General features: G+C 70.6%; 12 protein-coding genes. 5 read left to right on the plus strand and 7 right to left on the minus strand.

Annotated features, from left to right (window positions below; translation table 11 throughout):
• Positions 1 to 24: 24 nt before the first annotated feature.
• Together maiA and FGX59_RS01325 are read right to left on the minus strand one after the other, a co-directional pair.
• Entirely contained in the window at positions 25 to 654 is a 630-nt protein-coding gene (gene maiA, locus FGX59_RS01320; RefSeq protein ID WP_138464583.1) for a maleylacetoacetate isomerase, read from the minus strand.
• Entirely contained in the window at positions 638 to 1,111 is a 474-nt protein-coding gene (locus FGX59_RS01325; protein WP_138464586.1) for a MarR family winged helix-turn-helix transcriptional regulator, read from the minus strand. Before FGX59_RS01325 ends, maiA begins: the two co-directional genes overlap by 17 nt.
• Positions 1,112 to 1,274: 163 nt before the next feature.
• Between FGX59_RS01325 and hmgA the strand changes: the two genes are divergently transcribed.
• Both hmgA and fahA read left to right on the plus strand, forming a co-directional pair.
• Positions 1,275 to 2,660 (plus strand): homogentisate 1,2-dioxygenase, encoded by a 1,386-nt coding sequence (hmgA, locus tag FGX59_RS01330; protein ID WP_138464588.1) that lies wholly within the window; start codon positions 1,275 to 1,277, stop codon positions 2,658 to 2,660.
• A 94-nt stretch (positions 2,661 to 2,754) separates the two neighbouring features.
• Positions 2,755 to 4,008 carry a fumarylacetoacetase gene (gene fahA / locus FGX59_RS01335; RefSeq protein WP_138464590.1) on the plus strand — a complete coding sequence of 418 codons (1,254 nt, stop codon included), beginning with the start codon at positions 2,755 to 2,757 and terminating at the stop codon, positions 4,006 to 4,008.
• 1,065 nt (positions 4,009 to 5,073) lie between these two features.
• Here fahA and FGX59_RS01345 read toward each other — a convergent pair.
• Together FGX59_RS01345 and FGX59_RS01350 are read right to left on the minus strand one after the other, a co-directional pair.
• Positions 5,074 to 5,784: an anti-sigma factor domain-containing protein gene (locus tag FGX59_RS01345; RefSeq protein WP_138464594.1), complete on the minus strand. Its 711-nt coding sequence runs from the start codon at positions 5,782 to 5,784 to the stop codon at positions 5,074 to 5,076.
• Complete coding sequence (locus tag FGX59_RS01350; protein ID WP_138464596.1) at positions 5,769 to 6,311, minus strand: sigma-70 family RNA polymerase sigma factor; 543 nt, start codon at positions 6,309 to 6,311, stop codon at positions 5,769 to 5,771. Before FGX59_RS01350 ends, FGX59_RS01345 begins: the two co-directional genes overlap by 16 nt.
• A gap of 296 nt (positions 6,312 to 6,607) precedes the next feature.
• On the opposite strand from FGX59_RS01350, the gene FGX59_RS01355 reads away from it, so the two are divergent.
• Together FGX59_RS01355 and FGX59_RS37435 are read left to right on the plus strand one after the other, a co-directional pair.
• On the plus strand, positions 6,608 to 7,963 hold the full coding sequence (locus tag FGX59_RS01355; RefSeq protein WP_171060468.1) for a calcium-binding protein: 1,356 nt from the start codon (positions 6,608 to 6,610) through the stop codon (positions 7,961 to 7,963).
• A gap of 558 nt (positions 7,964 to 8,521) precedes the next feature.
• Positions 8,522 to 8,680 carry a hypothetical protein gene (locus FGX59_RS37435; protein WP_171060469.1) on the plus strand — a complete coding sequence of 53 codons (159 nt, stop codon included), beginning with the start codon at positions 8,522 to 8,524 and terminating at the stop codon, positions 8,678 to 8,680.
• An 8-nt stretch (positions 8,681 to 8,688) separates the two neighbouring features.
• Here the strand turns inward: FGX59_RS37435 and FGX59_RS01360 are convergent, their stop codons facing one another.
• On the minus strand, positions 8,689 to 10,158 hold the full coding sequence (locus tag FGX59_RS01360) for an MFS transporter (RefSeq protein WP_138464600.1): 1,470 nt from the start codon (positions 10,156 to 10,158) through the stop codon (positions 8,689 to 8,691).
• Between the two features lie 825 nt (positions 10,159 to 10,983).
• Between FGX59_RS01360 and FGX59_RS01365 the strand changes: the two genes are divergently transcribed.
• On the plus strand, positions 10,984 to 12,396 hold the full coding sequence (locus tag FGX59_RS01365; RefSeq protein ID WP_138464602.1) for an amidase: 1,413 nt from the start codon (positions 10,984 to 10,986) through the stop codon (positions 12,394 to 12,396).
• Positions 12,397 to 12,935: 539 nt separating this feature from the next.
• Here the strand turns inward: FGX59_RS01365 and FGX59_RS38085 are convergent.
• The gene (locus FGX59_RS38085) at positions 12,936 to 13,202 is read right to left on the minus strand and encodes a hypothetical protein (protein WP_206078268.1); all 267 of its coding nucleotides are present in this window, start codon (positions 13,200 to 13,202) and stop codon (positions 12,936 to 12,938) included.
• The gene (locus FGX59_RS38090; RefSeq protein WP_206078269.1) at positions 13,199 to 13,519 is read right to left on the minus strand and encodes an alcohol dehydrogenase catalytic domain-containing protein; all 321 of its coding nucleotides are present in this window, start codon (positions 13,517 to 13,519) and stop codon (positions 13,199 to 13,201) included. Before FGX59_RS38090 ends, FGX59_RS38085 begins: the two co-directional genes overlap by 4 nt.
• Positions 13,520 to 13,578 lie beyond the last annotated feature (59 nt).

The following is a 13,578-nucleotide window of genomic DNA, read 5'->3' on the forward strand; positions in this document are numbered from 1 at the left end:
GCCTGACGCAAGGGTGATCGCCCGTCAGCCGGTGACGGGGGCCGCCACGCGGTCGGGATGCGCGGCCGCGACGGCCGGAACCGTGTCGAGATGCGCGCCGATCCGGACGAGCCGGGGCAGGGGGGACAGGTCGACGCCCCAGCGGCGGGCATTGTAGAGCTGCGGCACGAGGCAGATATCGGCCAGCGTCAATTCTCCGCCCGCGCAATAGTCGCCGTCATCGACCATCGCCTCGAGCGCCGCGAGCCCGGGCGCGATGAAGGCCTGCATCCAGCCCTCCATGGTGATCCCGCCGCCGGAACGCGCCACCGCATGGTGGGCGACCCGCAGGTTGCAGACCGGGTGGATCTCCATCGCGACAGCCTGTGCCAGCGCCCGCACCCGGGCACGCTGGCCCGCATCGCCGGGCAGCAGCCCCAGCCCCCGCGTCTCGTCGAGATACTCGACGATGGCCAGCGACTGGGTCAGCGCCAGCCCGTCGATCTCCAGCACCGGCACCAGACCTTGCGGGTTCTTCGCCAGATGCGCCGGCTCGCGCTGCGCGCCTGCCACCAGATCGACCGGCAGCGCCTCCCAGTGCAGTCCGGCCAGTCCCAGCGCGATGCGCACCCGGTAGCTGGCGGAGCTGCGCCAGTAGTCATGCAGACGGATCATCCTTGTCCTCCATGTCGTCGAGAAGCCGTTGCAGCCCCTGCTCGAAGCCCGCGAAGGCATCGCCCAGCCGCGCCTCGATCTCCTCCTGGAAGCCCAGGGCCACCGGCAGCATCTCGGCCATCAGCGCGCGCCCCTTGGGCGTCAGGCTCAGCTGCACCAGCCGCCGGTCCGCCGGATCGACCGCCTTGGCGATCAGCCCGGCCGCCTCCAGGCGGGACGCCGCGCGCGAGACCTTGGATTTCTCCAGCGCCACCCGCGCCTCGATGTCCCGGACCGAGACATTGCCGGAATGCTCCAGATGCGCCAGCACCCGCCATTCCGCCACCGAGATGCCGAATCTGACGCGGTAGAGCCGGGCAAGCCCTTCGGAGGCCCGCTCGGCCGCCACCGACAGCCGGTAGGGCGTGAAGCGGTCCAGATCGAAGCCGGGCAGGGCAGGATCATCCTGATCTTCCATGGAAATCTCCTTCTCCACCTGGCCAGTCTCGCCTGCGGCCGCGCCGCCTGGCAAGGGCTGTTTCATTGCATATGCAACGTCTAGCTTGACATCATTGCAAATGCAATGAATAACGGGAGCAGAGGCCGGGACGGGAGACCCGGCCGGAACGGAGGATTTCACGATGACGAGCCACAGCCTTCCCGAGGGGATGGTCCGCGCGGCCGGGACGACCGGGACGCATGAGGGCTACATGCCGGGCTTCGGCAACGACTTCGAGACCGAGGCGCTGCCGGGCGCGCTGCCGCAGGGCCAGAACAGCCCGCAGAAATGCGCCTACGGCCTCTATGCCGAGCAGCTCTCGGGCACCGCCTTCACCGCGCCGCGCGGCCAGAACGAGCGGACCTGGTGCTACCGCATCCGGCCCTCGGTCAAGCATGCCGGACGCTTCGCCAGGATCGCCGTGCCCTACTGGAAGACCGCGCCCCATGTGACGACCTCGAAGGACGGCGCGGCCGCCAATGACATCGTCTCGCTCGGCCAGTACCGCTGGGATCCGGTGCCGCATTCCGAAGAGCCGATGACCTGGATCACCGGCATGCGCACGATGACCACCGCGGGTGACGTCAACACCCAGATCGGCATGGCCACCCATGTCTACCTGGTCAACCAGTCGATGGTCGACGAGTACTTCTATTCCGCCGACAGCGAGCTGCTGGTCGTCCCGCAGGAGGGCCGGCTGCGCTTCTGCACCGAGCTTGGCGTGATCGACCTAGAGCCGAAGGAGATCGCCATCCTGCCGCGCGGCCTCGTCTACCGGGTCGAGGTGCTGGAGGGGCCCTGCCGCGGCTTCGTCTGCGAGAATTACGGCCAGAAGTTCGACCTGCCGAACCGCGGGCCGATCGGCGCCAACTGCCTGGCGAACCCGCGCGATTTCAAGTCGCCCGTCGCCGCCTTCGAGGACCGCGACGCGAAGTCCCGCGTCGTCATCAAGTGGTGCGGCGAGTTCCACGAGACCTGGATCGGCCACTCGCCCCTCGACGTGGTGGCCTGGCACGGCAATTACTGCGCCTACAAGTACGACCTGCGCACCTATTCGCCGGTCGGCGCGATCCTCTTCGACCATCCCGACCCGTCGATCTTCACCGTGCTGACCGCGCCCTCGGGCCAGGAGGGCACCGCGAATATCGACTTCGTGCTCTTCCGCGAGCGCTGGATGGTGGCCGAGAACACCTTCCGCCCGCCCTGGTACCACAAGAACATCATGTCCGAGCTGATGGGCAACATCTACGGCATCTACGACGCCAAGCCGCAGGGCTTCGTGCCGGGCGGCATCAGCCTCCACAACATGATGCTGCCGCACGGGCCGGACCGCAACGCCTTCGAGGGCGCTTCGAACGAGGAGATGAAGCCGGTCTTCCAGGACAAGACGATGTCCTTCATGTTCGAGACCCGCTTCCCGCAGCACCTCACCGAATTCGCCGCCCGCGAGGCGCCGATGCAGGACGACTACATCGACTGCTGGACGAGCCTCGAGAAGAAGTTCGACGGCACCCCCGGAGAGAAGTGACGCCGCTGCCGGGGTCCCGCCCGGCAGATGGCGCAGGCGGCGGGGTGCCTTTCCCGCCCCGCCGGTTCCGAACAGAAGACACGCGAAAGTTCCCATGACCCTGATCCGTTCCTGGCTTCCGGCCGCAAACGACCCGGCCTGCCCCTTCCCGCTCAACAACCTGCCCTATGGCGTGGTCTCGGCCGCGGGCGGCGCGCCGCGCTGCGGCGTGGCGATCGGCGACCGGGTGCTCGACGCGGCCGCTCTGGCCGCGGCCGGGCTGGTCACGGTGCCCGCGGGCACGTTCGACGCGCCCTCCTGGAACGCCTTCATGGCCCATGGCCCGGCGCTCTGGGCGTCCTTCCGGGCGGAGCTGACGGCGCTCCTGGCCGAGGGGTCGGCGCAGGAGGCGGCCGTCGCGCCGCATCTGCTGCCGCTGGCCGATCTGCAGCTGCACATGCCCTTCGCGGTGACCGAATACACCGATTTCTACGCCTCGAAGCACCATGCGACCAATGTCGGCACGATGTTCCGCGGCGCCGAGAACGCGCTGCCGCCGAACTGGCTGTCGATCCCGATCGGCTACAATGGCCGCGCCTCGTCGGTGGTGGTCTCGGGCACGCCGGTGCGCCGCCCCTGGGGCCAGGTGAAGGGCCCGGACGAGGCGCTGCCGCGCTTCGCGCCCTCGGCCCGCTTCGACATCGAGCTGGAGATGGGCTGCATCGTCGGCCGGTCCAGCACGGGGCCCGTGACGGTGGCCGGGGCCGAGGAGATGATCTTCGGCTATGTCCTGCTGAACGACTGGTCGGCGCGCGACATCCAGGCCTGGGAATACCAGCCGCTGGGGCCGTTCCAGTCCAAGGCGACGGCGACGACGATCAGCCCCTGGATCGTCACGGCCGCCGCGCTGGAGCCCTTCCGCGTGCCGGTGCCGCCGCGCGAGCGCGAGACCCTGCCCTATCTGGAAGAGCCGAAGCCCGGCCTCTACGACATCGCGCTGGAGGTCGGCCTCGCCCCCGAGGGCGGGGAGGAGACGGTGATCGCCCGCACCAACTACCGAGAGATGTACTTCTCGGCGGCGCAGCAGCTGGCGCATCACACCACATCGGGCTGCGCGATGCGCACGGGCGACCTTCTGGGCTCGGGCACGATTTCGGGGCCGCAGAAGGACAGCCGCGGCAGCCTGCTGGAGATGAGCTGGGGCGGGAAGGAGCCGCTCGAGCTTCCGGGCGGCGCGACGCGCAGCTTCATCGCCGACAATGACACCCTGACGCTGCGCGGCGCGGCGCGGGGCGACGGCTACACGATCGGCTTCGGCGAGGCGGCCGGCAAGGTCCTCCCCGCGCTCGAGGACCCCTACGCCGGCTGAGCCGGATCGCTGCCGGCCCTTGCAACGGTCCGTAGCGCGCGGACGGACCGGCTCTGGCCCGGTCATGCGAGGGCCGGCAGTTGCGCCGCGTCACAGGCCCGGAGGGCGCGCGACCGGCCGGGCGCCTTGGTCCCGGCCGGCAGAGATATGGCGCCGTGCGGGAAGATCTGCGGACAAGCCTGACCTCCTCCCGCGGGCCGGCGGGCGGTTCGGGCGCTGGCCGCCATAATCCCTGGCAGGGGGCTCAAAAGGTCTGCCCGGCCATGGAGGTCGCGGGAAATGCCGCGAAAATGGTGCCGGAGGCGGCGAAACTTGCTGAGTTCCGGCGGCCGTCTTGACCCGATCTGGAACGATTTCCTGCAGGACGGAATCTTGGCATCCCTGTCCAGCACCCTGCCAATGCCCCATGCCACGTCGCCGGCCAGTGACAGGCGGCGCTTGAGCGGGAGTGCCGTCATGAACCGCGAGGGGCTGCGGTGGCGGGGGGCCGCCAAGGAACGCGGTCCCGGCAAGACGCCGCAGAACCGCCGGAGGCGATGGTGCGAGAGGGGGCGTCTTCGCAGGGAAGACGGCGGGCATGGCGCAGAGCGGCGGCGCGCCTGAAGGCGCATCGCGCGGGGGCAAGCAGGGCCGTGGCCGCCTGACAGATCGCAGCAGGGGCAATGGCCAACGAGCTGCAGCACGTCCCGATCGGGCGGGCCGCCCGGTCAATGGCATGGTCCCTGCCGGGCATCCTCGCGGGACACCGCCGGGCAAGGCCCTGTGGGACCGCCCCTCCGCGACGACCACGGCACGCGCGCCGGGTGGCGATTGCCTGCCCCGGGATCGGGATGCGATGAAGACGGGACCGGAGAAGCGCTGCAGGCCGGCCGGATGCGCCGCTGCATCCCCGCCCGGAGGCAAGGCGGGAGGAACTCTCTTGCGGCGAGTGGCGCCGCCGGACGGGATCATATCCGGCCGGCTGACGGAGGAGCGACGCGCAGCGGCGCGGCCCTGGCCGATCGCCGCGGAGCTCCTGCGCGGCCCAGGCCGCCGGCTGCCAGCGACCCGCAACGGGTCCGGAGGCTAGAGGGCCTCCACCGCTCCGGTCGCAATGACGGTGCCTGTCGGGCTGCCGGTCGGGGAGCCGCCCGGAGGTTCGTCGGACACCGCCAGCATGCCCGCGGGAAGCGCGGCCAGAAGCGCCGTCGGCACCGTGATGCGGGTCTCGCCGCCGGCGTCGAGCACCCCCAGGGAGACCGGCCCCGGCGCGCCGTCGGCAATCAGCCACAATTCGAAGACCCGCCCCGCCGGAGGCGACCCGGCCGTCACCTCGACCAGCATCTGGTCCGCGGAGGCGTCGCTGCGCGCCAGAAGCGTGACGCTGCGATCTTCGCTGGCCAGTTCCGCCCGGTAGCCGGTCGCGGTGCCGTCCCGGGGGCCGGACTGGAAGAGGCCGAACGCCACCACCGCAATCGCCGCGGCCGCGAGGACTGGACGCAGCACGGGCCGGTCCCGCCATCCGGACAGCCAGCCGCTCCGCGGCGCCGGACCGGCGCCGACCGCATGCAGGACCGCGGCGCGCAGGCGCGAGGACGGCGGCACGCCGGGCAGGCCGTCCGCAAGCGGCGCGAACCGGTCCTCCCACTGGGCGACCAGCGCGCGCAGCTGCGGCTCTTCGCGCAGGCGGGCCTCGAATGCCTGCTCGTCCGGCGCCTCCAGGAGCCGCAGCACGTACTCGGCCGCGAGGGCCTCGTCGCCATATGTATCCTCCGGGCCGGTCATCGGGTCAGGCATTCCCTGAGTGTCATGAGGCTGCGCCGCAGCCAGGTGCGCATGGTGTTGAGAGGCACATCATAGCGCTGTGCCAGGTCCTTGTACGTCTCCCCGTGCAGATAGGCCCGCTTCACGGCATCCGCACGCTCGGTCTCCAGCTCGTCGAGGCAGGCCCTGATCGCGCTGCTCTCGGACCGGGCGATGGCGGCGGCCTCCGGCCCGGGACGGTCATCGGCAACGGCGCCGGCCTCGTCGATGGCGACGGTCGCCGCCCTGCGCCTGCGGATCCGGTCGATGGCCAGGTTCCGCGCCACCGTGATCAGCCAGGTCATCGGGCTGTGGCCGGTGACCGCGTAGCTGTCCGCCTTGTGCCAGATGCGGACATAGACTTCCTGCAGGGTCTCCTCCGCCTCGCCGCGATGGTCGAGCACCTGCAGGCAGACCGCGAACAGCTTGGCGCTGGTCACGTCGTAGAGCGCCGCGAAGGCAGACTGGTCCCGCAGCGCGACACGGGCGATCAGCCGTTCGATGTCCTCTCTTGGCGTCATGGGGCCAAGAGAGGCATGCCGGGCGCCACTGTCAATCGCCGCCTGGCCGCGAGCGCCGGAAAGTTGCGTCCCCGGGGCATCTTTGCCGCGGGTCCCGTCCGGCCTGCGCGCCCTCTGCCTTCCAGACACGAGTCCGGCCGCGGAAAAGTTTCAGCCGGCCGTCCGGCGCGGACGCGGCGATGCGCTGGCGGCCCGCCCCGGAACGGCGGCGGAAAAAAATTCCGGCCGTGCTGAAACTCTCCGGGCGGCGGGTTCGTGACTACCAGTGTCGGTTCAATTCCAAGGGAGGTTACGACATGGCCCATCTGGGTTCATCCTATTCATCCTACGAGGCTTTCCTCAACCGCGCGGAGGCCTTCTGGACGGTCGACCTGGCCGCGATGAACAATTCCGGCGTTACCGGTGACGCCCTGCTGGCCGTCAGCACCGAGGAGGACGGCACCCGGTACCTGAACATCTCCATTTCCGCCGAGGGCCTCACGCCGGATGTCCAGCATGCCCAGCATGTCCATGGCACCTTCAACGAGGACGGCACGCCCAGCGATGCCAGGATGCCCGTCACCGCCGACGATGCGGACCAGGACGGCTTCGTCGAAGTGCTGGAGGGCCTGGCCGCCTATGGCGACATCCTGCTGCCGCTGGTGGATGGCGGCGGCGCCCTGCCGATGACGCGGGCGGATGGCACGCTCGACTTCATCCAGAGCTACGACCTGGGCGACGGCGCGAACTTCTTCAGCCCGGTCAGCGGCAACGACTATGACGCGGACGACCTGATGCCGCTGGAATCGCGGGAAATCGTGCTTCACGGCCAGGTCGTCGGCGCGGGCTTCGGCGCGGGCACGGGCGGCGAGATCGACGGCACCCAGGACGGCTATGTGGGTCTGCTGCCGGTGGCCGCCGGCGAGATCGAGGCCACCAGCCGCGAACAGGCGCTGGACATCCTCGAGGACCAGTTCGAGCGCGCCTCCGTGAGCGTCCATCTCGGGGGCGGCGATGACGTCTTCGATGGCGGGGCGGGCAATGACACCGTCCATGGCGGGGCCGGCAAGGACCGCATCGAGGGCGGCGCGGATGACGACCATATCCGCGGCAACGCCCAGAGCGACGTGCTGCGCGGCGGCAGCGGCGACGACCGCCTCTACGGCAACGAGGGCCGGGACCGGCTGTTCGGCGACGACGGCAACGACCTTCTGGTCGGCGGCCGCGGCGTCGACGCGCTGCATGGCGGCGAGGGAAATGACACCCTGGACGGGCACAAGGGCGCGGACGCGCTGCATGGCGGCGGCGGGGACGACAAGCTCGACGGCCAGAGGGGCGCGGACGCGCTCGACGGCGGCGCCGGGAACGACATCCTGAAGGGGCGGCTGGGCGACGACGTGCTGACCGGCGGCGACGGCAACGATCTCCTCTACGGCGGCTATGGCTGGGACGAGTTCGCCTATGCCGACATGGACGAGGGCGACGACGTGATCGGCGATTTCGAGGACGGCGTCGACCTGATCACCCTTGCCGGGCTGGGCCTGGGCATGGACGACCTGTCCATCACCGAAGCCGGCGGCGGCACGGATGCCATGATCGAGTTCGGCAGCACATCGATCCTCCTGGCCGACGTGACGGTCGATCAGCTGGACCAGGGCGACTTCCTCTTCTGATGCAGTCGGCCCGGCGCGCCCTCCGGCGGGCCGGGCCATTTCCGGATGGTGATGATCGGCGCATGGCGCCCGCGCGCCGGGACTGTCCGGTTTCATACGGTCCTCGCGATCCCTTGGCAGTGCACGACGAAGACCTGCTCCGGCAGGCCGGGGCGCCGGTTCGGCCCGTCTGTCGGGCAAGCGTCCCCCATTTGTCGAATAACGGCGTAGCGATCCGCCTGTAGCTGGCGGGTTTCGCGGCGGGGTGCGTCCGGATAGCGGCGGCGCGGATGAGGGCGGCTGCCCCGGTGATCGGGGAAGGCCCCGGTTGCCCTGAGGGCGAAAGGTGCATCCTCCAACCGGGCCGGCGAGAATGAACGGGCCGCGCTTCCAGGCATCTGTTCGCGGTCAGCCGCTCTGCGTGCAGGGCGATCTGCCTTTGGCCGGAGGCCGGGCATTCCCGGAAGATCGGCCAGGGCAAGATGGAGCGCGGAGCCGGTGCAGCATGGCGCAACCCGCGCAACCGGTACTTCCGCGATTGGACCCGCCTCCGCGCGTGCCGGGAAGGCAGTTCGGCTTGTGTCGTGGTTCGGTCCGGCGGGGGCGAAGACGGTGGAGCTGCGCCACCAGCTCGAGGACCTCGCCAGCGGCCGGGCGCGGGTCGTGTCGCTCATTATCGACCTGGACACGCGGCGGCCGGCCGGGCTGCCTGCCGGGATCCGCGGGCGCCTGGGCTGACCCTCTGCTCAGTTCCGCCTGATGAAGAAAGTCAGCACCAGGCTCGCCGCCGCGATCCCGGCGGCCGCCATGTAGAGGACCGAGAAGCCCGCGCCATAGGTCGCCATCACCTCGGCGCGCAGGCCGGGCTCCAGCTCGCCCATCATCCCGGGCGTCAGCGCCGTGCCCGAAAGCCCGCTCGCCGCCGGCAGACCCTCGACCGCATGGGCGATGATCGTGCCGTAGACCGCGATGCCGATCGCCGCGCCGACGGTGCGCATCAGCGTGATGCTGCCCGTGGCCGCGCCCACGGTCTCCGGCGGCGATAGCAGCTGCGCGCCCAGCACCAGCGCGTTCATCGCCAGCCCCATGCCGGTGCCCAGGAGCACGAAGATCGCCGGCAGCACCGTCACGGGCAGGCGCCCCGGCGCGGCGGCGAGGCTGCCGAGCGCCAGCACGAAGACGGCCAGCGATATCCGCAGCGGCAGGGTGAAATGCCCGCCGCGGGACAGGAGCCGCCCGGTGGTCAGCGCGCCGGCGGAGACGCCGATGGTCAGCGCGATGAAGAAGAGCCCGGCCGTCGCGGGCGAGAGCCCGACGCCCATCTGCAGGAAATAGGCGTGATAGGTGATCAGCCCGATCGAGATCCCGCCATTGCCGAGCGCCAGCAGCGCCAGCAGCGCGAAGGAGCGCTGCCGCAGCAGCGCAACCGGCAGGACCGGCTCGGGGGCATTGCGCTCGATCGAGAAGAGCGCGGGCAGCAGCAGCAGGACCAGCGCGGCGAGGAACAGGCTCTGCGGCGCCGAGAAGCTGCCGAAGAGCCGCCCGCTATCGACCCAGATGACGATGGCGGTGACCGCGGCGGCCAGCGTCAGCGCGCCGGCATAGTCGATCGAGGGGGTGGGGCGGTTCCCGCGGACCGGCAGGAAGCGGCGGAAGCCGAGGATCGCGGCCAGCGCGACGGGCAGGGTGACGAGGAAGATCGACCGCCAGCCCAGCCACTCGGTCATCAGCCCGCCGAGCGCCGGTCCGACCACCGAGCCGAAGACGAAGACGAAGCTGAGATAGCCCTGGAAGCGGGCGCGGGTGCGCGGCTCGAAGATGTCGGCGCTGATCGCCAGCACCAGCACCAGGAGCCCGCCATTGCCGAGCCCCTGCAGCGTGCGCGCCACGATCAGCGCGGTCATCGAGGTGCTCATCGCGCAGAGCAGCGCGCCCGCCGAGAAGATCAGGAGCGCCGCCTGCATGATCCGCTTGCGCCCGAAGAGGTCGCCGAGCTTGCCGTAGACCGGCATCACCACGCATTGGGCGAGGACATAGGCCGAGACCAGCCAGCTGAAATGCTCGGCCTCGCCCAGCTCGCCGACGATGGTGGGCAGCGCGGTCGCGACGATCTGGTTGTCGAGCGTGGCGATCAGCTGGGTGAGCATCAGGAAGAGGAAGACGGCCATCTCCTGGCGGCCGGGGCGCGGGGCGGTATCGGCGGGCTGGTCGGTCAAGCGGCGCTCCGGTTCAGGCGGCTTCGATGATCATGGCCGTTCCCTGCCCGACGCCGACGCACATGGTACACAGGGCATAACGTCCGCGTCGGCCGCGCGGCCCGCCGGAGGCGGCGGCTGGGGGACCGGTTCGCGGGGCGGTCTTGCAGGGGCGCGCTGCCGCCAGCGGCACCTTCCCGTCCGTCGGCCGCGCCTCGGATGCAAGCAGCCCGGCTCTGGCCCAAGAGGACGGTCCGTGCGTGCCGCCGGCGGTCCCGGGCACTGTGCAGTGGCGCTCGCGGCGGGCGCAGGCGGATATCCGGATGGGCGCCGGCAGCGCTGGCGTGGCGGCCGGAACGGCCAGGCCAGGCCGCGCCTGGCTCCGGGAGGTGTCAGACCGTCCGCCACGTGATCGACCCGGCCCGGGCGCGTCCGGAGCCGCCCTCGCAGGTTGCCGAAAATGCCTGTCTTGCCACGGAGCTTGGGCGCAAAGCTGGAAAATTGGTCCTGAACGCGGCTGGAATTTCCGAATCCAGGGAGAAGCCCTGACCAAATCCGGAGCATCCCCTCCAGGACGCGCCCTGAAGACCTATTCCGGCAGCCTGATACTGCCGGTGCCTTCCAGAACGCTCTCCGCCGGACGGGACCGGCGTCCGGTTCTCCGGGGGCGGGCGTGCCGCCGTCCCAGTCGCGCATATGGCCGCGGCGAACCCGGTCGCGCCTTCAGCCTGCGCCACCGCGTCGATTGACATGGGGCGGATGCGGCTGTTGGACGGGAGGGCAGGTCCTGCCGCCGCTGCCGCGGGATGGCCTGCGAGACTAATCTGACCCAAGAGCGGACCGGGAATGCAAGGCGAACAGAACATCGAATGGCTCTCAGCGCACGCATTGCGCGACAGGATCATCGCGGGCGGGATCACGTCGGAGACCGTGACGCGCCGCCTGCTGGAGCGCATCCGCCGCCTCGACGGCGGGGTGAATGCCTTCATCACCGTTGACGAGGACCAGGCCCTGTCCGAGGCGCGCGCGGTCGATGCGCAGATTGCCGCGGGCCGCGCCGGGCCGCTGGCCGGGGTGCCGGTGACGATCAAGGACCAGTTCTTCACCCGCGGGCTGCGCACGACCGGCGGGTCGCGGATCCTGGCGGATCACGTGCCCGATCATGACAGCATCTACGTCTCCCGCATACGGGCCGCGGGCGGGGTGATCCTGGGCAAGACCAACACGCCCGAATTCGGGATGTACTGGCGCACGGCCGGCAATCTCGCGCCGGAATGCCTGAACCCCTGGGACACAAGCCGGACTGCGGGCGGCTCCAGCGGCGGGGCGGCGGCGGGGCTGGCCATGGGCTTCGGCCCGCTGGCGCTCGGCAGCGACGCGGGCGGCTCGATCCGCCTGCCCTCGGCGCAATGCGGCGTCTTCGGGCTGCTGCCGTCGCGGGGCCGGGTGCCGCGCCATGGCGGCTTCGGCTCGACGCTGTTCTTCTCGGCGATCGGGCCGATGGCGCGCGACGTGCGCGATGCCGCGACCCTGCTGCAGGTGATCGCGGGGCCGATGGCGGGCGATCCCCTCTGCCGCACCGACACGCCGCCCGACTATCTCGGCGGCCTAGAGCACGGGATCGAAGGCGTGCGCCTCGCCTGGTGGGACAACGCCGCGGCGGCCGGGTTCAGCGATCCCGAGGTGGTGGCGCGGGTGCGCGAGGCGGCCGGGCGCGCGCCCGGATTCGGGGCGCGGCTTTCCTCAACGGCGGCCGTGCTCGAGACCGAAGGGGTGGACGAGGCCTGGCGGGTGCTGGATTTCGTCGACCGCCAGGCGAACCTGGGCGAGGAGATCATGGCCGACCCGGCAAAGGCGGCGATGCTGGCGCCCTATGCCAGGACCCGGTTCGAATGGGCGGCGGGGATCACGGGCACGGCGTATTCGCGGGCCCTGCTGCGGCGGGCCGAGTTCATCCGCCACCTCGAGGGCATCTTCGAGCAGACCGATCTTCTGCTGGCCCCCTCGATCGGCATCGTCTCGCCCGTCGTCGATCCCGACGACCTGACCCTGCGCATCCCGTCGCTGGTCTCCTACACCTTGCCGGTGAATTTCGCCGGCTATTGCGGTGCAAGCGTGCCCTGCGGTTTCGTGCAGGGCATGCCCGTGGGACTGCAGATCATCGGCCGGCCGAACGAGGAGGCGCTGGTGCTGCGCGCCGCGCGGCAGTTCGAGAAGGCGCTGGATCTGGCCGGCCGCCACCCGCAGATCGCGCTTTGACCGGCTCCGCGAGCGGCGCACCGGTCCGGCGCGGCCATGTGAAAGCATCCGTGCGCCGGTTCCCGGCTGCGATTGGCCCTGCCTGGCGATAGCGGCGGACCGCGCGGAGGGCTTGCCGCGGGGCGCGCGGCCTGGCACCGCACGCCAGGGACAAAGGCGGCCGATACCGGCGGCCGGCCGCCTGTCCCGTTGCGGCCGGTGGCGCCAGCTCCAGCCAGCGTCTCCTTGCCGATGACGAAGCGCTAGCGGACGCCGTTCTTCTCCAGCCGCTCGAAGGCCTCGCTGATCCTCTCCGCGGAGATGCCGTGCCCGGCGCAGAAATCCGGCATCCCCGCGCCTCCGCGATCCCGCCGCTATCCGTCCCGGGAAGCTTCCGCGCCCCTTCACGACATTGAACGCGCCGACTCCCGGCGGCTGGGCGGGCAGGCCAGCAGGTTAGGTAGCCGTTCGCGTCATGCTGTGCCGAGAACGTGTCGATGATCAGGTCGACCTTCGACTTGAACGCGGTCATCGGCGCCGGATCGGTGGACAGGACGGCCTCATGCGCCGCGCCGCTTGGCGTTGTCGGCCTTGGCGGCGGAGGTTGTGAAGGCAACGACATGCGCGCCGATCGCCCGGGCGGTGCGGATTGCGACACGGCCGAGCCCGCCGATGCCCGCCGTCGTGACTGCGCCGATCCCCCAGTGCTTGAACGGCGAATAGACGGCGATTGCCGCGCAAAGGCGCGGCCGGACCGCGGGTCTTCGGCACGCGCAGCATGCAGGCTTCCTTGCAGGAATTGCCTGCGAAAAGCCGCCATCGGTCATGCCGCGAGATACCTCTCGGGGGGCGTTGAAGGGCAGCGTGTGCCGCCTTCGTCCGCGCAGATCTGCTCCGGGCCGCGGCGGCAGGCGGGGCAGGTGCCGCAAGTGCCGCAATTGCCGAGGAGGCAGCCGGGCTTGAAGCTCTTGACGTCGCTGCCGACCGCGGTGACGCGGCCGGTGATCTCCTGCCCGGGGATCATCGGGAAATGGCTGGCGCCGGAGCCGGTCTTTGGCTGGTGCAGGCCGGAATGGCGGCTGCCGCAATCGAGGGTCCCGAAGTGGACATCGCCGGGCTGCAGGTCGCGGCGGCCGATATCCATCCTGTCCGCGGGAAGCTCGCCGGGGTCCGTCCCAACAGCCTCATTTCGGAAAAACGTTG

Source organism: Poseidonocella sp. HB161398 (assembly GCF_005870025.1).
Lineage (GTDB): Bacteria > Pseudomonadota > Alphaproteobacteria > Rhodobacterales > Rhodobacteraceae > Mangrovicoccus.